Raw genomic sequence first — 21,111 nt, forward strand, 5'->3', positions numbered from 1 at the left:
GAGGGGAGCGATTGGTATGTTCGATCATACAACCGTGTTATTAAAAGAAACTGTTGACGGATTGAACATCGATCCTGATGGTGTATATGTGGACTGTACGCTTGGTGGAGCAGGACACAGTGAATATTTAGTACAACAATTATCAGATAAAGGCCGTCTAATTTGTTTTGATCAAGACACAACGGCCATTGAAAATGCGAAAGTTCGTTTAGCTCCTTATATAGAGCGTGTAACATTTGTGCATTCGAATTTCCGCTATTTAAAAGAAGAGCTATTAGCACTTGGTATCCAAGAGGTAGATGGCATTTTATATGATTTAGGTGTTTCTTCTCCACAATTAGATACACCAGAACGTGGTTTTAGCTATCATCATGATGCTCCACTTGATATGCGTATGGACCAGACGGCAGCGCTTACAGCTTATCATGTCGTTAATGAATGGGCATACGAAGATTTAGTTCGTATTTTCTTCCGTTATGGGGAAGAAAAATTTTCTAAGCAAGTAGCTCGTAAAATCGAAGAGGCTCGTAAAACGGCACCGATTGAAACAACGGGACAACTTGTAGAACTAATTAAAGAGGGTATACCAGCAGCGGCTCGCCGTAAAGGGGGACATCCTGCAAAGCGCATCTTCCAAGCAATTCGTATTGCTGTAAATGATGAGCTAGGTGCGGCAGAGGATTCATTAGTCGATGCGATTGATATGATTAACGTAGGTGGACGCATTAGTGTTATTACATTCCATTCATTGGAAGACCGCCTATGCAAAACAATTTTTAAGGAAGCGTCATCCTTACCTGAATTACCACCAAATTTACCGGTAATTCCAGATGACATGAAGCCGACTTTAAAGCTTGTATCTAGAAAGCCGATTCTACCTTCTGAGGAAGAATTAGCAGTAAACAATCGAGCACGTTCAGCAAAGCTTAGAGTGGTGGAGAAAATTAACGACAAAGGGCGTGAGTAAATGGCAGCAGTTCGTGTAAGGCAGCACCAACAGCAACATGTGCAACAACCGTTAACACCACCTAGTCCACAACCCACTATCATACGTCGTAAAAAAACGAACCAGAAGTTTGAAAAGATGATGCTATTAGCACTAGTAAGCATTATTGTTGTATTGTCAGTACTAGTGTTGAACAACCAAGCAGCAATTCAAACGACAAGCATGGACATTCAAAAGATCGAAGCAGAGGCAGATGAGATTGCAAAACAGAATGTTGACTTGACAGTTCGTGTAAGTGAACTTTCTACATACGAAAATATATGGAAAAAAGCAAAAGAACTCGGTTTAACTCAAAATGAGAAAAATGTAAAGGTAGTGCCGGGAGAATGAAAAAAAAGCGATTTCGATTCCAATGGGGAGCCTTTCTATTACTAGTTTTTTATGGAGGGCTCTTTTTTCTATTATTTACGAGAATGATTACGTTGCAGGCGACAGGTGAAGTAGAAGGACAAGCGCTCGCTGCAAAGGCAGCAGCTAAATATAACAAGGAAAGTGCAATAACAGCAAACCGAGGGAAAATATTAGATAGAAATGGACAAGTCATTGCAGAAGATACACTCAGTTATCGATTGATAGCTGTAGTCAGCGATAAGGCTACTACAGATGAGAAGAATCCACATCATGTTGTAGATCCTGAAAAAACGGCGGAAGTTTTAGAAGAATATATACCGATGGAAAAAGAGGATATTTATAAGCGGCTAACAAAGCTGCGTAGTGATGGAACACTGCCATATCAGGTGGAGTTTGGCGTTGCGGGCAGGGGCATTAACCATGAAGTAATGACCAAAATTAAGGACTTAAAATTACCTGGAATTTTGTTTGTTAGCGATTTAAAACGCTATTATCCAAACGGTATTTTTGCTTCGCATCTAATAGGCTTTGCTTTGAAAGAGGATAATGAGGATGGAACTGTCACGACGAAAGGGAAAATGGGTTTAGAGCTTACGTATGACAAGGAATTAACGGGTGTCAACGGCAAGGTTAAATATCAAACAGACGCTTTTAGTTATTTATTGCCGAATAGTGAAAAAATGGTTACGCCTGCTAAAGACGGCAATAATATCTTTTTGACGATTGATAAAACTATTCAAAGTTTCGTAGAGGATGCGATGTCGCAAGTAGAGCAGGAGTATAATCCAGAATCTATGATAGTTGTAGTAGCTGAGCCGAAAACTGGAAAAATTTTAGCAATGTCGCAGCGTCCGACTTTCAACCCCGATACACGAGATAGTTCGAATATGAAATGGCTCAATGCCGTAACAGAAGAAACGATGGAACCAGGGTCAACGATGAAGACGTTCACACTTGCTTCTGCTATCGATACTGACAAATGGGCGCCATATGATGATTATATGTCAGGGCAATACACTGTGCATGACAGAACCATTCGAGATCATAATCAAGTAGGTTGGGGTAAAATTTCGTATTTAGAAGGTTTCCAACGTTCATCAAATACAGCGATGGCCAATTTATTGAAAAGTATTGGTGATGAGGTATTTGTCGACTACCTAGATAAATTTGGTTTTGGTAAGAAAACAGGGATTGATTTACCGAATGAAGCAACGGGTACGATTTTATCGAAGTATCCAATTCAACGAGTGACAACGACATATGGTCAAGGTTCTACCGTGACACCGATACAGCTTATACAAGCGATGACTGCGATTGCCAATGACGGTAAGATGATGCAGCCATATGTTATTGATAGGATAGTAGATTCAGCAACGGATGAAACGATTCAACAGCATGAGCCTGTTGAAAAGGGACAGCCTATTTCGGCGGATACAGCGAAACAAGTACGCGAAATACTTGCTTCAACATTAACGGCAGAATACGGGACAGCGAAGGATTTTGTACTCGATGAATATCAAGTAGCAGGAAAAACAGGTACTGCCCAAATTCCAAAGGCTAATGGTACCTATTCATGGGGCGCTAATGAGTTCTTGTACTCATTTTTAGGAATGGCGCCCTACGATGATCCACAACTAATTATGTATGTTTCAGTTGAAAAGCCAAAGCTTAAAGGGGAACTGGGCTCGGTACCTGTGTCAAAAATATTTAAGCCTGTTATGCTCAATAGTTTAAAACATTTAAATATTAGTCCAGACGATGTACAGCATGTAGATCATGTAAATATTAATGATTATACTGGTCAAAATGCAGAAGCTATTCAGGTAGAGCTAGCAAATGATGGATTGAATCCTGTTATTGTCGGAACTGGTGGAAAAATTATAGAGCAATATCCAAAAGGTGGACAAAAGCTTGTAAAAGGAAGTTTTGTATTTTTAAAAACTGAAGGTGATATCGCGCTACCAAACTTTACTGATTGGTCGTTGCGTAATCTATTAGTTTTCAAATCAATGTCAGGTCTTCAGATTGAAGTTGTTGGAGAGGGCTTTGCAGTCAGTCAAAGTGTATCTGCAGGTACGGTGATTTCAGATAGTTCACCTATTGTAGTGAAATTGAAAACACCTGCTGAAAGCTTTGTACAAGACGTAGAAGCGCCATCTGAAGGAGAAGTTGAACAAGTAGATGATGAATAGTCACTGAATAGAAGTCCACTTTATTTCATACGTTGTAAAAAACAAGGTGTGATGTCGAATGAAGTGGATTTCTATCCATTCCAAAAAGCGTTTACGTATTTTATATGTTTTGTTTATGTGTGTAGCGGTTGCAATTGTTATTCGGTTATTTGTTTTGCAAGTGTTTGACCAAAAAGAGTTAACGCAAAAAGCAGAAGAGAACTGGGATCGTGAAATTCCATTTGCAAATGAACGCGGGCATATTACGGACCGAGATGGTAACAGTATTGTGACGAACAAGCTAGCACCTACACTGTATTTTATGCCGTCACAAAGCAAAGATATTGCAGGAGCGGCAGCGAAAATTGCACAAGTACTTGAAGTAGATGAACAAAAACTGTTGGAAAAGATGCAGAAAAAGGCGTACTTAGTAAAGCTAGCGCCTGAAGGGAAAAATATTTCCTATGAAAAGGCTGTTGAGTTGCAAGGGATGCAAATTGAAGGACTATATAGTGGTGTAGATTACTCAAGGGAATATCCGTATGGTACGCTACTCTCTCGCTTTTTAGGTTTTACAGGGTATGATGCGCAAGGGCTAGCGGGGATAGAATATGAATACGACAAGCTACTACAAGCAAATTCTTCTGCCATACGGCTTTTCACAGATGCGAAAGGAAATAACTTACCAAATGTCGCAAGTGCATGGAAAGCTGGAGAAGATGGCGCAACGATAGAGCTAACAATTGATGTAGATGTTCAGCAAGTTGTTGAACGTGAGCTATCACAAGCAATGGAACGCTATGAAGCTGACCAAGCAATGGCGATTGCTATGAATCCAAATACTGGGGAAATACTAGCTTTAGCCTCATATCCAACTTTTCATCCTGCAGAATATCAGTTAGTCGAGCCTGTTATTTATAACCGAAATTTACCTGTTTGGATGACATATGAGCCAGGTTCAACTTTCAAAATTATTACGCTCAGTGCCGCTCTAGAAGAGAATTTGGTCGATTTAGAAAACGATACATTTTACGATCAAGGTTATACAATGGTTGCAGGTGCGAGATTGCGCTGCTGGAAGCGTGAAGGTCATGGGCATGAAACATTTTTAGAAGTCGTACAAAATTCTTGTAACCCAGGCTTTATTGAATTAGGTCAACGCTTAGGTGGGGAAAAATTATTACAGTATATTAAAGACTTTGGTTTTGGAGAAAAAACTGGTTCCAACATCGCTGGTGAAGCTTCAGGGATATTGTTTTCTAAAGACGCATTTGGCCCTGTGGAGCAAGCGACAACCTCATTCGGTCAAGGTGTAGCAGTTACACCAATCCAACAAGTGCAAGCAGTAGCTGCAGCCGTCAATGGGGGCAAGCTCTATACGCCATATGTTGTGAAAAAAATCTTTAACCCAGATACTGGGGAAACTATTAATGAAACAGAACCAGTTATTAAAAGGCAAGTAATTCGTGAGGAAACATCTGCAAAAGTACGTGAGGCATTAGAGTCGGTTGTTGCGAAAGGGTCAGGTCGACAAGCATATCGAGATGGTCTGCGTATTGGAGGCAAAACAGGTACAGCTCAAAAAGTTGAAAATGGGCGGTATAAAGATGGTGAATATATCGTATCATTTATAGGATTTGCGCCTGCAGACAATCCACAAATTGTCGTGTATGTAGCAGTGGATAATCCGAAAAAGACAACACAATTTGGTGGTGTTGTAGCAGCTCCAATCGTCGGCCAAATTATTGAAGATGCAGCACCATTTGTTGGCATTGAAAAATCGAAGGAACAGCTTGAAAAAGATTATCGTTGGGGTGACCCACTTACTGTGAAAGTACCGAGTTTCATAGGGCAAACGAAGGATGATATTGCCAAGCAACATTATCCATTCCGCATTGAATGGCATGGAGAAGGGACTAAAATTGGTAGTCAATTACCTGAAGTGGATAGTGTTATCAAGCAAGATGGCACCATTCATTTATATTTAGTGAACTAACGTAACTTTACCTTTAAAAAAAGGGAAAGAACCACTATTATTATGAAGGGTAGTAATAAATATATGAGGGTTTGTACTTTTTTCGTGAAGAAGAAAGTGAAACAAGATTTAAAGGAGATTTTTCAATGAAACTCGCAACAACACTTACCATTTTAGCTATTGCTTTTATAGTAACAGTTATCTTGGCACCAATTAGTATTCCGCTTCTTCGTCGATTGAAGTTTGGGCAAAGTATTCGTGAAGAAGGACCAAAATCACATATGAAAAAAGCTGGTACACCGACTATGGGCGGCATTATCTTTTTAATCGCCATCATTCTCACAACGGTGGCGATTGGAAGCTTTTTAGATTTATTAACAACGCAAACGGTGGTCCTTCTACTTGTACTTGCAGGTTTCGGATTAATTGGCTTTTTAGATGATGGTTTGAAGGTCATTTTTAAACGTAACTTAGGTTTAACATCGATTCAAAAGTTAGTAGGGCAAATCGTTATTGCGATACTTGCATACTTCCTATTGCACTTCAGTTCTTTTGATACAACGTTAGCCATTCCTTTTACAGATTTTACAATTGATTTAGGTGTGTTTTATGTAGCCTTTTTAATTTTCTGGTTAGTTGGGTTTTCTAATGCTGTCAACCTAACAGATGGTTTGGACGGTCTTGTGGCAGGGACGGCATCGATTGCTTTTGCGGCATTTGGTGTTATTGCACTATTCCAAAGTCAAGCAGATATCGCGTTATTTACATTTGCAGTAACAGGTGCATTATTAGGATTTTTACTTTTCAATGCAAACCCTGCAAAAGTATTTATGGGAGATACTGGCTCACTTGCACTAGGTGGTGCGCTAGCCATGGTATCGGTATTAGTTAAAGAAGAGTTTTTACTACTATTAGTTGGCTTAGTGTTTGTCATCGAAACACTTTCTGTTATTTTACAGGTGGGTAGCTTTAAAATTCGTAAAAAACGGATATTTAAAATGAGTCCTATCCACCATCATTTTGAATTATCAGGTTGGTCAGAATGGAAGGTTGTACTAGTATTTTGGTCAACTGCTTTAGCAGTAGCATTGATTGCAGTCTTATCGGAGGCGTTCTTATGAGAGAATATACAGATTTACAACATAAAAAAGTCCTTGTTTTAGGCCTAGCTAAAAGTGGTGTCGCAGCAGCGGAGATTTTACATGAGCTTGGCGCCTTTGTAACAGTCAATGATTCAAAGCCGTTTGATGAAAGCCCTGATGCGCAAGGTCTACTGCAAAAAGGCATTACGGTTATTTGTGGTCGTCATCCAGAGGATTTACTTGATGAAGGATTTGAGCTAGTTGTTAAAAACCCTGGTATCCCTTATAGCAATAAAATTGTAGCGGATGCAATTAGTCGCGAAATACCCGTTTGGACAGAAATAGAGCTTGCTTATTTAATTAGTGAAGCACCATTTATAGGTATTACAGGATCTAATGGTAAAACGACAACAACAACATTAATTTTTGAGATGTTAGAAAATGGTGTGAAAAAACCATTGATCGCAGGGAATATCGGCACAGTAGCGTGCGGTGTAGCAAGAGAGGCACAAGAAGATAACGTTATCGTTACGGAGCTTTCATCGTTCCAGCTGATGGGTACTAAAACTTTTAAGCCAAAAATTTCTATTTTAACAAATCTTTATGATGCCCATCTTGATTATCATGGGACATTTGATAACTATGCTGAAGCAAAGTTTGGTGTAACACGAAACCAGGATGAAAATGATTATTTCATTTACAATGCGGATCAGCCAATTGTTGTAGGTTATGCTGCAAAATCCAATGCAAAAAAAGTGCCTTTTTCTTCTAATGGACGCACTGAACAAGGGATTAGCGCTGATGATACGACAATCTATTGGCAAGGTGAGCCATTTATGGATCGAGCGAATATTGCGCTGCCTGGTAAACACAATCTAGAAAATATTCTCGCAGCTGTAGCAGCTTGTATATTAATAGGCTGTGACAAAGCAAAAATGGAAGAGGTTTTAGCTAAGTTTGGCGGTGTTCGTCACCGTACACAGTTTGTCCGTGAGTGGAATGGTCGAAAAATTTACAATGACTCAAAAGCAACAAATTGCTTAGCAACAAAAAGTGCTTTAGACGCATTCCAAGCGCCTGTAATTTTACTTGCGGGTGGTTTAGACCGCGGACATTCTTTTGAAGAACTACGACCTTGTATGGGGCATGTAAAAGGCGTTGTGGCGTTCGGTGAAACGGGCTTACGTTTTGTGGAATTCGCTAAGTCTTGTGGAGTTGCGCAAACGGTTATTGCTCAAAATGTAGAAGATGCTGTTCATTATGCTGCGCCGATGTCTGCAGAGGGAGACATTATTCTACTATCACCAGCTTGTGCAAGTTGGGATCAATATGACAGCTTTGAAATACGCGGCGATGTTTTTATTGATGCTGTAATGAAGCTGTAATGAGCCTGTAACTATTTTAGAATATACTTGATGTGGAAGGATGGCATTACTGAGAGGGAAAGAAAGCTATTTATTGCTCGTCACAACATTGATGCTATCAATAATCGGCATTATTTTCGTCTATTCTGCAGGTACCTATTGGAGTGCCGTTCATTATAGTGGAAAAATGCCGTTTTATATGAAACAAAGTATGTATTTTGTGGTAGGCATCGTAGTGTTTTTTATTACCATTCGATTAAACATATTAAAAGAGCAATCCTTTTGGAAAATGGCGTATATTTTTTCGTTAGTGTTACTAGTCCTTGTACTGATACCAGGCATTGGACTTGAGCGAAATGGGTCTCAAAGCTGGATTGGTTTAGGCCCTTTAACGATACAGCCTGCTGAACTAACGAAAATTACAGTGCTAGTGTACATCAGTCATATATTGGCGCAGCACAAAACTGGTACGCCAATCGTTAATTGGCGACATGCTGTAATCGTGGTATTACCCGTTATATTAATAATGCTTCAGCCTGATTTTGGCTCTGTATTTATACTTGTAGTATCAGTTTTTTTATTGTTATTTGTGGCAGGGTATCCATTAAAGCTTTATGCGATGATAATGGTAGCTGGAGTTGCTGGATTAGTTGGGTTGATTGCAACAGCCCCATATCGACTTAAACGTATTGAAGCGTTTCTCGATCCTTGGGCAGACCCATTAGTAAGTGGATTCCAAGCTGTACAATCTTTAATGGCAATTGGCCCTGCAGGGATTTTTGGACATGGCTTTGGTCAAAGTAGACAAAAATTTCTTTATTTACCTGAGCCGCAAAATGATTTTATTTACGCGATTATTTTAGAAGAAATTGGTTTGGTAGGTGGGCTCGTTATTTTGGCACTATTTGTACTGACAATATACGCTGGTTATAAATTTGCGGTACAGGCTAAAACACGAACATCCTATTATGCCATTATTGGACTTGTGACAATGTTAACTGTACAGGCGTTTTTAAATATAGCTGTAGTTATCGGATTGGTTCCTGTAACCGGTGTCACATTACCTTTTATTAGCTATGGTGGAACATCTTTAGTAACAATGTGGTTAATAATAGGTATTATTTATCAATTAGCGAAATAAATATAAAGGAGGAGTACTTTTTATGGAGAAAGTAATTGATATAGAAGATCGCATTCCTACGCTAAAGAAGCGACGAAAAAAGCGTACAAATCGTAAATTCATTGTCCTAATATTACTTTTCTTTTTAGTGCTAGCTGTACTCCTTTATTTTCAATCTCCTTACAGTGATATTAAAAGCATTACGGTCAATGGTGCCCAACTAGCTGACGAACAGTATTATTTAGAGGCTAGTACACTTGCACCAGGAAAGTCGATGTGGGGTTTTACAGTAAAAGATGTAGAGCAGACATTGCTTAAGGACGAATGGGTACAAGAGGCACATGTCAAGCGCAAATGGCTGAGAGGCGTAACGATTGATATTAAGGAATGGAAAAAAGTTGCGTATCTAGCTGGTGACGGTACTTACTACCCATTGTTGGAGAACGGGAAGAAGTTTGAACAAGCTGGCGACAATATCCCAATTGATGCACCTGTATTTATGGGCATTACAGGAGAAAAAACCATTAACAAGCTTGTAGAACAATTAGCACGGTTAAAACCAGAGGTATTAGCTTTAATCTCACAAGTCAATACGAATAGTAATGAGGCTAATCCTAATGCGGTCAAGCTTTATATGAATGATGGCTATGAAGTTCGTGCAGTTATTCCAACATTAGCTGATAAGCTAAATTATTATCCTTCAATTGTTGCGCAAATAGCAAATTTAGAAAAGGGTGTTATCGACATCGAGGTTGGCTCATATTACCGTCCATTTAATGATGAGTACAATAAAGTCAGCATTGATATGGAGGACAACCCTGATGCAAAAGAGGACAACCCTGATGAAAATGCGGCCAACCAGGAAGTGAATGAAGATGAACAACAAGAAACAGAATAGCAAAGGGAACTTCTTTACGAGGAAACAATTTGAGCTCCTCATCGTTTGTATAACTACTGGGTTTATCATCGGCTATTCTTACAACCAAGCAAAAGACAATCGACAAACTAGCTCCATTAAATCGGAGCTATTTGAGCAAGAAGATACGTATCGTGAGGAGTTGATTGAACAGCAAGAGCGCAATAAAGAACTCACAGAAGAGGCGAACAAATTACAAGAAAAGATTCGGAATTACGAAAAAGATTTCGCCTCGAATGAAAAGGAATCGAAGCAATTAGTTCAAGAAGCAGAAGACCTACGTTTACTATTAGGTGATTTAAGTTCAGAAGGAAAGGGTATACGTATAACGCTTCAAGATGGTGATTACGACCCTAAATCTGTAAATCCTAATGATTATATCGTCCATGAAAGCCATGTGTTTAAATTATTGAATGAATTAAAAATTTCTGGAGCACAGGCGATTGCCATTAACGGGCAACGGGTCATGGCCAATTCTTATATAAGATGTAATGGACCTGTTATTACAATTGACGGCAAGCAACATCCTGCCCCCTTTGTAATTGAGGCTATAGGGGATTCAACAACACTCCGTGCTTCACTGAACTTAAGTGGTGGCGTAGTAGATCAACTGTTAAATGACAATATTGTCGTGTCATTAGAAGAAAATCAAAAGTTAACAATGCCAAATGTAAAAGTAGAAAGTTAACGACTTTTATTCCATGAATAACATGGGATGAAAATTAGGTAAGGCCTCCCACGGATGTCCTAGATAAAAATTGTTCATATTACAATTCAACATCTAAATTTAACGATATCAAGGAGTCATTGTTTGCGATACGTCTAGGAGGGGCTATTTTGAAAAAAAATATGTACACCCGAATAACGATCGTGCTATTTATTATCGGTTTGATGATAGCGGTACAATACAATACCATTCAAAAACCAGCTGAGCGAGATACACGAGATATTTGGGCCATACGAGAGGAATTAGCAGAAGAAAAGCAAAGGCATTCCACATTATTAGCAGATATTCGCTCACTTAATGAGGTAATGGGTCGCTATGAGCAATCTGAAAAAGCTAATTTACAAGTTGTTTTAAATGACACAGTCAATCAATTAAAACAGCAGGCAGGCTTAACGGATATTACAGGTCCAGGGGTAGTACTCCGAGTGGAGCCAGCACCGGAATTAGTTGCAATGGGGTATGAAATGAAAGAGATTTCTCCAGATTTACTTACCCAATTACTGAATGAATTATTTAAATATGATGCTGCTAGTGTTGCCATTGATGGGAATCGCATTGTTCATACATCAGCCATCAGAGACATCAATGGGAAAACAACGGTGAATAGTGTGGCACTTTCATCACCACCTTTCGAAATCTATGTTGGGACAAGCACATTTAAGGCAGCACAAAAAATGTATAATTCTATTCAAGCTTCATCATTTATCGATTCATTTTATTTAGATAATTTTAAATTAGTGATAGAGGAGCCTACTGCACAGTTAACTATACCGGCATTCGATCAACCATTGACGAATGATTATTTAACAGAGGTCAAAAAAGGAGATTAATATATGTGGCTACCATTTTTAGGTTTGGTATTTGGACTAGCACTTGGCTTGTTAACAAATATCCAAATTCCCTCTATCTATGAAAATTATTTGTCAATAGCAGTGCTGGCTGCATTAGATACGTTATTTGGAGGCATTCGAGCTCAATTACAACAAGTATATGACGATAAAGTATTTGTATCAGGTTTCTTTTTTAATATAGTTCTTGCGGCAGGATTGGCGTTCATAGGGGTGAATTTAGGGGTGGACTTGTATTTAGCTGCCATTTTCGCCTTTGGAGTACGTTTATTCCAAAACATAGCAATAATTAGGCGTATTTTACTAACTCGGTTAGATGAGAAACGTCACAATAAGAAAAAAACTTCCATAGAATGAGAGAAAAATTGACCAAAATACTCGATTTGCTTAGACATTAGGCAAGATTTACAATAGAATGAAATTAAGAGCATTTTCAAGGAGGTGCAGCGAATTTGAATCATCAAGAATTATATATATCACTCGATATAGGATCTTCTTCTATCAAAGTATTAATAGGTGAAATGAGCGACGGACAATTACATGTAATTGGGGTCGGAAATGTAAAATCGAATGGGGTTCGAAAAGGTGCAATTGTTGATATTGATGCAACAGTTCAATCTATTCGAAAAGCAGTAGAACAAGCAGAACGAATGACAGGTTATCAAATCGATGAAGTCGTTTTAGGCGTTCCAGCTAATCAGACGATGTTACAACTAGTTAAAGGTGTTGTCGCTGTAAATAGTGAAAATAGAGAAATTACAGATGATGATTTAGACAGAGTGGTAGAATCTGCACAAGTCATGTCAATACCTCCTGAACGTGAATTAGTCAACATCATTCCAAGACAGTTTATTGTAGATAATTTAGACGAAATTAAAGACCCACGAGGTATGATTGGTATTCGTCTCGAAATGGATGCGACAATGATTACGACCTCTAAAACGTTGTTACACAATGTACTTCGTTGCGTAGAGAAAGCGGGATTAAGCATTAGAGAGATTTATTTACAACCACTTGCGGCTGGTTATTTTGCATTAACGGAAGATGAAAAAAACCAAGGTACAGCCTTTATTGAATTAGGTGGCGGCTCAACAACTATTGCGGTATTTGAAGAGGGGCTACTGACACATACTGGGGTCATTCCAGTAGGTGGGGATCATATTACAAAAGACATTTCAATTGTTTTAAAAACACCGACAGATCAAGCGGAGCAAATTAAACACCAATTTGGACATGCCTTTTACGATGATGCTTCAGACGAGGAACTTTTTGAAGTGCCAGTTGTAGGTACAGATTCAAGGGATCAGTACAGCCAACGCTTTATATCAGAAATTATTGGTGCTAGATTAGAAGAGTTATTTGAACTAGTAATTGATGAGTTAGCACGTCTAGGCGTTCGAGATTTGCCAGGTGGTGTTGTTTTAACAGGTGGTGTGGCAAAGCTAGATGGTATAGCTCAATTAGCACGCCAAATACTGCAAACGCGTGTTAGAATATATACTCCAGATTATATTGGCGTTAGAGAGCCTTCATTTACGACGGCAGTTGGACTGATTCGTTACGCCTATCTAGAAGATGATTTTTATGGAAAAGGTACGAATACGCAGCCTATTGAGTATGCGGTTGTCGGTGCTCAAGCACCAGCATCTAAAAAGCAAGAATATGCTACACCTTCAGAATCAAAAGGAAGCGTAATCGGTAGAGCAAAAAAATTATTTGATAAATTTTTTGATTAACTTGAATGCGTAATGAATGATACAGAGTCGAGTTACCGTGGGAGGAAAAAAGAATGTTAGAATTTGATACAAGTGTTGATCAACTTGCAGTTATAAAAGTCATTGGTGTGGGTGGTGGCGGTAACAACGCTGTTAACCGAATGATAGAGCATGGTGTACAAGGTGTTGATTTTATCGCAGTGAACACAGATTCACAGGCTTTAAATTTATCGAAAGCAGAAATTAAGCTGCAAATCGGTACAAAACTTACGCGTGGTTTAGGAGCTGGAGCTAATCCAGAAGTAGGGAAAAAAGCGGCTGAAGAAAGTCGTGAACAATTAGAAGAAGTATTACGCGGTGCGGATATGGTATTCGTAACAGCTGGAATGGGTGGAGGCACAGGAACTGGTGCTGCACCAGTTATAGCACAAATTGCACGTGATTTAGGCTCACTAACAGTTGGTGTTGTCACACGTCCATTCACTTTTGAAGGACGCAAACGACAAACTCAAGCCATCGGTGGTATTGGCGGTATGAAAGAAGCTGTCGATACATTAATCGTCATTCCAAACGACAAGCTATTACAAATTGTCGACAAATCGACTCCGATGCTTGAAGCTTTCCGTGAAGCGGATAACGTTTTACGTCAAGGTGTACAAGGTATTTCTGATTTAATCGCAACACCAGGTCTAATTAACCTAGACTTTGCCGACGTAAAAACAATTATGTCTAACAAAGGTTCTGCCTTAATGGGGATTGGTATTGCAACAGGTGAAAATCGTGCTGCAGAAGCTGCTAAAAAAGCTATTTCAAGCCCATTACTTGAATCATCAATTGATGGCGCTAAAGGTGTTCTAATGAACATTACAGGTGGCTCTAACCTTAGCTTATTTGAAGTACAAGAAGCTGCAGATATCGTTGCATCGGCTTCAGATGAAGAAGTTAACATGATTTTCGGTTCGGTTATTAACGAGAATTTAAAAGACGAAATTATCGTAACCGTGATTGCAACTGGCTTCACAGAAGAAGCGTTACAACAACATCGAGGAAATGCTCGACCAAGTATTAACAACATTAATAATAATCGACAAGCTGCGCCTCAACAACAAGCACCTATTCGTGAGCAGCGTCAAGAGATACATGTACAGCAAGAACAACCACAGCGTCAAAATCATCAAAATTATGCACAAGATGATATGCTAGAAGTACCTGCATTTTTACGTAACCGTAAAAATCGTGGATAAACAAAACTCGTATTTTACAAATGTAAAATACGAGTTTTTTTAAGTGCCTGACACGCAAACAATTCTGAATTGTTTGCGTGTCAGGCACTTTTTGTGTAAGGAAACGATGTTTTTTGTCAAAACATTTTAAGGAAATCATGCGATTGTTTGACAATATTTGTGGCGCTGGCGTGCTAACTTTGTAAGTAGGAGGCGGCTGTTATGTATGGAGAATGGCTGGTGCTCATTAATACGCTTTATAATTTAGCAATATTGACGTTTACAGCAAAAGTTACAGGCGTACATGTAAAGAGTACGAGATTATTAATGAGTTCAATTATTAGTAGTTTTATAGCTGTAATCGGTGGTCACATGCTACTTACGATTGTACTAAGTTTCATTGTACTAATTGGTCTAGCTTTTCGCTTTAAACTTCGAAGTTTTCAAAAGCAAGGTCCTATTGTACTGACTGCAACGATTGTTATTGGCGGACTGTTAACAGCATTACAACCGTATTTAAAGAATCTTTCTGTCATTCACTTTATTGTACTTTGCTTGTTGCTAGCATTTGGTAATCTTCTTATATTTTATAAGCAATGGGGATTTGTAAAGCTGGAGCGTGTAAGTGGACAGTTTGTATTTCAAACGACCTTAAAGGTTTTTGATAAAGTTATCCCATTATCGGCATTCGTAGATACAGGGAATCAATGTATCGAGCCGTTGTCGGGAAAACCTGTTCATTTTGTTTCGTATTCGGCACTACGACCTTATTTACCAACAGCAATTCAAGATGCATTATTACAATGGCAGGAAACAGATCCTTACGATGTATCGATGTTTTCAGTAGATTATCAGCGACTAATTCGATTTATTCATGTCAATACAGTGCAACAACAAACCGTTGTCTTAGGCTTTCGCTTTGATGAATTACACATTAAAGGAGAGTCATCACAAGTAAAAACAAATGAATATATCGTTTTAACAAAAAAAGCTAAAAATTTTCCGCATAGCACAGCAGCAATTTTACATTTTTCAGCGCTTTCAAATAACTCATAGAGGGGGAGAACTATTGCTTCTTAGGCTACTTGCTAGCTTGAAAAAATTATGGGGTAAGTTTCGGAGTCGTGAAACGTACTATATAGGGGGAAATGATTCATTGCCAGTGCCACTAAGTCGAGAAGAAGAAGTCACAGTCATTGCATCCTTTATGAACGGAGATTTACGAGCTAGAGATACACTTATTGAACGTAACTTACGTCTTGTTGTTTATATTGCTAGACGTTTTGATAATACGGGTACGCCGATTGAAGATTTAATTAGTATTGGTTCGATTGGCTTAATAAAGGCGATTGAAACGTTCAATACCGATAAAAATATTAAACTTGCAACGTATGCATCACGTTGTATTGAAAACGAAATTTTGATGCATTTACGTAAAACAAGTCGCATGAAGGGTGAAGTTTCACTAGATGAACCACTAAATTCTGATGCAGATGGAAATGAGTTATTATTGTCTGATATTTTAGGGACAGAGGAACATATTATTTTAGACAATGTTGAAAAGAAAATTGAACGTCAGCATATGTTCCATGCCATTAATTTATTAGGTGCACGTGAACGATATATTATGGAATGTCGTTTCGGATTAAACGGGAAAATCGAAATGACGCAAAAAGAAGTAGCAGATCATTTAGGCATTTCGCAATCATATATTTCAAGGTTAGAAAAGAAAATTATACAAGATTTACGAGAAAATTTGAATCAGCCAATATCTTAGAGAGGGAAATTTATCCTACCTAAAATTGGACGCATTTTTTCTGCATATTCTCGATTCTGTCGGACAAACTGATGTAACGGTTTAGTCAGAGAATAACATCCGGAGGAATCGAATATGCGAACAAAAGTAGATCTTTGCGGCTTAGATACATCGACTTTGCCAATTTTAAAGCACGAAGAAATGAAGGAACTCTTCATTCGATTACAAGCAGGAGAAACCGAGATTCGGGAAGAGCTTGTAATGTGCAATTTAAGGTTAGTGCTAAGTATTGTCGGACGATTTGCCTACAGGGGTGAACAGGCAGATGATTTATTTCAGGTAGGCTGTATTGGCCTCATGAAAGCTATTGATCATTTCGATTTGAAGCATAATGTACGATTTTCAACATATGCTGTACCAATGATCATTGGTGAAATTCGTCGCCATCTGCGTGATCATCATGCACTACGTGTTTCTCGTTCTCTTAGAGATATTGCGTATAAGGCGATGCAGGCAAAGGAACAATGGATAACCGACAATTTGCGAGAACCAACGATTGAAGAAATCGCAGAAATGATTGACATGAAAAAGGAAGATGTATTATTTGCTTTAGATGCCATTCAAGACCCAGTTTCATTACAAGAGCCCATTTATGCAGACGGTGGAGACGCTGTTTATATGATGGACCAATTACGTGATGATGATGTATCGGAAGATCAATGGGTTGCCTACGTGTCAGTAAAGGATAGCTTGCAAAAATTGGATGTACGTCAGCAAATGATAGTAGCTAAGCGTTTTTATTATGGTGAGACACAAACTGAAATTGCAAAAGAATTAGGGATTTCTCAAGCGCAAATTTCACGTCTAGAAAAAAATGCCATTGAAACAATGCAGAAAGATTATAAGTAAGTAGACAATGCGCACCCGAATCTTCGGTGCGCATTTTATCTTCATTGCGTTCGTCTAAACATGAAGATTGTAGTCATACATTTTTATATGCAATACTGCAACTAATCAAAAAGCATTGTAATTGTTTTAGCTCAACATAAACACAATGGTAATTGATTTAGTAGGAGGGATACAAATGCGTTTCTCAATGTTACAGCAAAAAGAAGTGATAGAAGCAGGGAATGGACGTTTTTTAGGCTTTGTTGTAGATGCAGAAGTATCAAAAGAAACGGGCTATGTAACGGCGTTTATGATTGCAGAGCCTCGAAAATATCTAGGGTTCTTCAGAGGCGAAGAATCGATTAGAAAAGTGTATATGAAGGATGTTCTTGTAGTCGGCAAAGATGTCATTCTAGTAAAGGCATTATCGTAGAAACATGGCATTTGTGCTGCTCGCTCCTATTTTCCGAACAGTAAGTCTGTAGCCCCTCGTTTAGTGTGAGCAGCGAAAATGTATAAGCATTTATAGGTCAGGCTATTCATTGATAAATAAAGAGTTGCTTGTTACAATAAAGGAAACTAAGTTGTAAAGTTGGGAAAAAAGTGACGAAAATCTTAACAAATTTAGACAAAATTAATAATCAAATACAAGCAGCACAACAGCGTTCAAATCGTGAGGCAACTAATGTTCAAATTATTGCTGTTACGAAAGAGGTTTCCGTTGAGAGAACACAAGAAGCAATTGATGCAGGGCTTATACATTTAGGTGAAAATCGTCCTGAAGGCTTAAAACAAAAAATTGAAGCCATTCAAGCTAATGTTCATTGGCATTATATTGGATCATTACAAACGCGAAAAGTAAAACAAGTTATTAATGAAATTGATTACTTACATTCATTGGATCGTCTAAGCTTAGCAGAAGAAATTGAAAAAAGAGCAACAAAACAGGTAAAATGTTTTGTACAAGTTAATGTGTCAGGTGAAGAATCGAAACATGGTTTAACACCAGAGGACGCAGTAACTTTTATTGAATCTTTACAAAACTTCTCGAAAATTCAAGTTGTAGGTTTAATGACTATGGCACCAAATACAGAGGACGAATTAATTATTCGCTCTGTTTTTAAACAATTAAAACAATGTCAACAGCAAATAGCCGAACGAGGATTCGCACACGCACCTTGTACCGAGTTATCAATGGGCATGTCTAATGACTTTGAAATAGCGGTAGAGGAAGGAGCTACATTCGTTCGAGTCGGAACGGCTCTTGTTGGAAATGAAAGAGGGGAACAGGATGAGCATGAAAAATAAAATTAAAAACTTCTTTTATCTTGAAGAAGAACTAGAAGAAGAAATCACGCAAGCTCCTATTCAACAGCAACAACCCGTGCAACAACAACCGATTCATGCAGCTAAACCATCTAAAAAGGTTATCAAAGAACGTAAGGCACAGATTCATGAAATTGTACCGCAAAGTACAACAGCCAATAATAATATTGTTAGTTTACAAGCAGCTATGAATACAAAAGGTGCAAAGGTTGTATTGGTAGAACCGAGAGTTTATGCAGAGGCTCAGGATATTGCTGAAAACTTAAAAAACAAACGAGCAACAATTGTTAATCTGCAACGTATCGAACGAGAACAAGGTATTCGAATTATTGATTTTTTAAGCGGAACCGTCTATGCGCTAGGTGGAGACATTCAGCGTATAGGGAAAGATATATTTTTATGCACACCAGATAATGTAGAAGTATCTGGAGAAATTTCAAATTTTATTTTAGACGATAATTAATAGCGAGGATTGTAGTTTATATGACTTTTTATATAATTTTGCATTATGTGGATTTAGCGTTTACTGTGTACTCATTTATGCTAGTAGCATATGTTTTAATGTCTTGGGTACCAGCCGCCCAAAGTTCAGCGATTGGCCGTTTTCTTGAAAGACTATGCGAGCCATATTTAGGGCTTTTCAGAAAGATCATTCCTCCTATTGGTATGGTTGATATTTCTCCGATCGTGGCAATTTTTATGTTGAATTTTATTAAAAACGGGCTTTTTATTGTGATTCAAAAAATATTCTTTATGTTTTAGTTAAAATCCTCACAATTAGTGGGGATTTTTTGTGTAAAAAGGGAATACTAGACTTAACTAAACTAATAGTTTCAAATGGATGAGGTAGATGGGGTGAACAATAAATGGAGCATTTAATACAACATTTTAGGAAGGACGAGCAGCCTTTTATTGAGCAAGTAGTAAGCTGGCAACGTGAGGTGGAAGATCGCTATGCTCCGAAACTTACAGATTTTTTAGATCCAAGGCAGCGCTTTATCGTAAAGTCTGTTATTACGCAAAACAATATGCTTCAAACGACTAGTGATGGCTTGTTTCATGAAGCAGAACGTCAACGTATGCTAATTTTTCCGACATATTTCGAACCGCAAACGGAAGATTATCAGTTAACAGTATTTACTATTCACTATCCTGCAAGATTTGTACAACTGCGCCATCCAGATGTTCTAGGTGCTCTATTATCATTAGGATTAGATAGAGCTAAATTCGGAGATATTCGAGTGAATGAGCAACAAGTACAGTTTGTTGTCGCTGAAGAAGTAGCAGACTATGTACGCCTTCATTTAACAGGGATAGGCAAAATAAAAGTACACTTAGAATCAATTAAAGAGTCACAAGCGCTTATTGACAATGAAGACGATTGGCAGGAAGAATCCCATACCGTTTCTTCTATGCGTCTAGATGTCATTATCGCAACAGTATTAAAAGTGTCTCGTCAAAAAGCACAAGCACTTATTACTGGAAAAAAAGTGCGTGTAAACTGGACTGAACGAGATAGTGTTGCTTTTGAATGTCAAGAAGGTGATATTTTATCAGTACGAGGTAGTGGTCGCGTAAAAATAATAATGACAGAAGGCCGAACAAAGAAAGATAAAATTCGTTTACAAATCGGTCGTTTGACCCAAAAAGCCTAAAAAACATGTAATTTCTATTTATTTTTACTGCTAAGTTGTTAGAACAATTGTATAATAGAACTTACGAATGTACTTGTAAAGGAGAGAAGGATCGTATGCCATTATCACCTATTGATATACATAATAAGGAGTTTACAAAATCTTTCAGGGGATATGCTGAAGATGAAGTAAATGAATTTTTAGATCAAATCATTAAAGATTATGAAAAATTACTACGTGAAAAAAAAGATGTCGATAAGCAATTAGAAATGGCTTTAGAGCAAGCGAGACATTTTAATTCTTTAGAGGAAACATTACAAAAATCAATTGTTGTCGCACAAGAGGCAGCAGATGAAGTACGAAGAAATTCACAAAAAGAAGCAAAGCTAATTGTAAAAGAAGCTGAAAAAAATGCCGACCGTATTATTAATGAGGCGTTAACGAAAGCACGTAAAGTAACAATAGAAATAGATGAGCTGAAAAAGCAGTCCAAAGTTTTCCGCAATCGTTTTAAAATGCTTGTCGAAGCACAATTGGATTTACTGAATGCAGACGACTGGGATCATTTATTGCAATATGATATTGATCTAACAGAAATTCAGTCTTCAGTTGAGGATGCACAAGAATCAGAAGAAATTTAAATGGTCCATTGACGAAAAAGTGAAGTAGTCATCAAATGAATATGACTTGACGCCATACATGGATTTCCATATACTATTGTCATAGTAATTAAAAAGAACAGATATGCATATAGGCAGAGACGAAGACAGTATTTGTTAGGTGTAGTAAAGCGATTTGGGGATAGTGGGAGCCCAAACAAGCAATTAACAAAGAAAATCACTTCTGAGCTAAATAACTGAACGTTAAGTAAGTTATTTCGGAGCGCACAACGTTAACGTGCTTTCAAGCGGTAGTACAATTATGTACTACAACTAGGGTGGTACCGCGAGTTCAAGCTTCTCGTCCCTTTTAGGGATTGAGAGGCTTTTTTGTTGTTATTGGATTGTTT

General features: G+C 38.1%; 22 protein-coding genes and 1 other annotated feature. All 22 genes read left to right on the top strand.

Features of this window, described 5'->3' with window-relative positions:
- Positions 1-16: 16 nt before the first annotated feature.
- The 22 genes from rsmH to ACIQ1H_RS10860 all read left to right on the top strand — a co-directional run bounded on the left by rsmH (position 17) and on the right by ACIQ1H_RS10860 (position 20,743).
- Complete coding sequence (gene rsmH / locus ACIQ1H_RS10755; RefSeq protein ID WP_173477862.1) at positions 17-967, top strand: 16S rRNA (cytosine(1402)-N(4))-methyltransferase RsmH; 951 nt, start codon at positions 17-19, stop codon at positions 965-967.
- Positions 968-1,336: a cell division protein FtsL gene (gene ftsL, locus ACIQ1H_RS10760; RefSeq protein WP_173477861.1), complete on the top strand. Its 369-nt coding sequence runs from the start codon at positions 968-970 to the stop codon at positions 1,334-1,336. It begins immediately after the preceding gene.
- Positions 1,333-3,549 (top strand): penicillin-binding protein, encoded by a 2,217-nt coding sequence (locus ACIQ1H_RS10765; protein WP_402888732.1) that lies wholly within the window; start codon positions 1,333-1,335, stop codon positions 3,547-3,549. The genes ftsL and ACIQ1H_RS10765 overlap by 4 nt, the downstream gene beginning before the upstream one ends.
- Positions 3,550-3,607: 58 nt before the next feature.
- Positions 3,608-5,524: a stage V sporulation protein D gene (locus tag ACIQ1H_RS10770; protein ID WP_402888734.1), complete on the top strand. Its 1,917-nt coding sequence runs from the start codon at positions 3,608-3,610 to the stop codon at positions 5,522-5,524.
- A gap of 125 nt (positions 5,525-5,649) precedes the next feature.
- Positions 5,650-6,624, top strand: a complete 975-nt coding sequence (gene mraY, locus ACIQ1H_RS10775; protein WP_173477858.1) for a phospho-N-acetylmuramoyl-pentapeptide-transferase — start codon at positions 5,650-5,652, stop codon at positions 6,622-6,624.
- Positions 6,621-7,970: a UDP-N-acetylmuramoyl-L-alanine--D-glutamate ligase gene (gene murD, locus ACIQ1H_RS10780; RefSeq protein WP_402888737.1), complete on the top strand. Its 1,350-nt coding sequence runs from the start codon at positions 6,621-6,623 to the stop codon at positions 7,968-7,970. The genes mraY and murD overlap by 4 nt, the downstream gene beginning before the upstream one ends.
- 40 nt (positions 7,971-8,010) lie before the next feature.
- Complete coding sequence (gene ftsW, locus ACIQ1H_RS10785; protein ID WP_402888739.1) at positions 8,011-9,090, top strand: putative lipid II flippase FtsW; 1,080 nt, start codon at positions 8,011-8,013, stop codon at positions 9,088-9,090.
- A 22-nt stretch (positions 9,091-9,112) separates the two neighbouring features.
- Positions 9,113-9,967 carry a cell division protein FtsQ/DivIB gene (locus tag ACIQ1H_RS10790; RefSeq protein ID WP_402888741.1) on the top strand — a complete coding sequence of 285 codons (855 nt, stop codon included), beginning with the start codon at positions 9,113-9,115 and terminating at the stop codon, positions 9,965-9,967.
- Positions 9,945-10,673: a DUF881 domain-containing protein gene (locus ACIQ1H_RS10795; RefSeq protein WP_402888743.1), complete on the top strand. Its 729-nt coding sequence runs from the start codon at positions 9,945-9,947 to the stop codon at positions 10,671-10,673. The genes ACIQ1H_RS10790 and ACIQ1H_RS10795 overlap by 23 nt, the downstream gene beginning before the upstream one ends.
- 149 nt (positions 10,674-10,822) lie before the next feature.
- Entirely contained in the window at positions 10,823-11,542 is a 720-nt protein-coding gene (locus ACIQ1H_RS10800) for a DUF881 domain-containing protein (RefSeq protein ID WP_337981941.1), read from the top strand.
- Positions 11,543-11,545: 3 nt separating this feature from the next.
- On the top strand, positions 11,546-11,917 hold the full coding sequence (locus tag ACIQ1H_RS10805; RefSeq protein ID WP_173477852.1) for a small basic family protein: 372 nt from the start codon (positions 11,546-11,548) through the stop codon (positions 11,915-11,917).
- A gap of 95 nt (positions 11,918-12,012) precedes the next feature.
- A complete protein-coding gene (gene ftsA / locus ACIQ1H_RS10810) occupies positions 12,013-13,296 on the top strand; it encodes a cell division protein FtsA (RefSeq protein ID WP_173477851.1) in 1,284 nt (427 codons plus the stop codon).
- A 53-nt stretch (positions 13,297-13,349) separates the two neighbouring features.
- Positions 13,350-14,519 (top strand): cell division protein FtsZ, encoded by a 1,170-nt coding sequence (gene ftsZ / locus ACIQ1H_RS10815; RefSeq protein WP_173477850.1) that lies wholly within the window; start codon positions 13,350-13,352, stop codon positions 14,517-14,519.
- Positions 14,520-14,720: 201 nt separating this feature from the next.
- On the top strand, positions 14,721-15,554 hold the full coding sequence (locus ACIQ1H_RS10820) for a sigma-E processing peptidase SpoIIGA (protein WP_173477849.1): 834 nt from the start codon (positions 14,721-14,723) through the stop codon (positions 15,552-15,554).
- Between the two features lie 13 nt (positions 15,555-15,567).
- The gene (gene sigE / locus ACIQ1H_RS10825; protein WP_024362133.1) at positions 15,568-16,275 is read left to right on the top strand and encodes an RNA polymerase sporulation sigma factor SigE; all 708 of its coding nucleotides are present in this window, start codon (positions 15,568-15,570) and stop codon (positions 16,273-16,275) included.
- A 114-nt stretch (positions 16,276-16,389) separates the two neighbouring features.
- A complete protein-coding gene (sigG, locus tag ACIQ1H_RS10830; protein ID WP_173477848.1) occupies positions 16,390-17,163 on the top strand; it encodes an RNA polymerase sporulation sigma factor SigG in 774 nt (257 codons plus the stop codon).
- Positions 17,164-17,338: 175 nt separating this feature from the next.
- A complete protein-coding gene (locus tag ACIQ1H_RS10835) occupies positions 17,339-17,575 on the top strand; it encodes a YlmC/YmxH family sporulation protein (protein WP_173477847.1) in 237 nt (78 codons plus the stop codon).
- 170 nt (positions 17,576-17,745) lie between these two features.
- On the top strand, positions 17,746-18,450 hold the full coding sequence (locus ACIQ1H_RS10840; RefSeq protein ID WP_402888745.1) for a YggS family pyridoxal phosphate-dependent enzyme: 705 nt from the start codon (positions 17,746-17,748) through the stop codon (positions 18,448-18,450).
- Positions 18,434-18,931, top strand: a complete 498-nt coding sequence (locus ACIQ1H_RS10845) for a cell division protein SepF (protein WP_173477845.1) — start codon at positions 18,434-18,436, stop codon at positions 18,929-18,931. The genes ACIQ1H_RS10840 and ACIQ1H_RS10845 overlap by 17 nt, the downstream gene beginning before the upstream one ends.
- A gap of 20 nt (positions 18,932-18,951) precedes the next feature.
- Positions 18,952-19,230 (top strand): YggT family protein, encoded by a 279-nt coding sequence (locus ACIQ1H_RS10850; RefSeq protein WP_173477844.1) that lies wholly within the window; start codon positions 18,952-18,954, stop codon positions 19,228-19,230.
- Between the two features lie 104 nt (positions 19,231-19,334).
- Positions 19,335-20,123, top strand: a complete 789-nt coding sequence (locus ACIQ1H_RS10855; protein WP_402888748.1) for a YlmH family RNA-binding protein — start codon at positions 19,335-19,337, stop codon at positions 20,121-20,123.
- 95 nt (positions 20,124-20,218) lie between these two features.
- Positions 20,219-20,743 carry a DivIVA domain-containing protein gene (locus tag ACIQ1H_RS10860; protein WP_173477842.1) on the top strand — a complete coding sequence of 175 codons (525 nt, stop codon included), beginning with the start codon at positions 20,219-20,221 and terminating at the stop codon, positions 20,741-20,743.
- 107 nt (positions 20,744-20,850) lie between these two features.
- Positions 20,851-21,073: a binding site (T-box leader), on the top strand.
- Positions 21,074-21,111 lie beyond the last annotated feature (38 nt).

This window comes from Lysinibacillus sp. NPDC097279, from assembly GCF_044761745.1.
Taxonomy (GTDB): domain Bacteria; phylum Bacillota; class Bacilli; order Bacillales_A; family Planococcaceae; genus Lysinibacillus.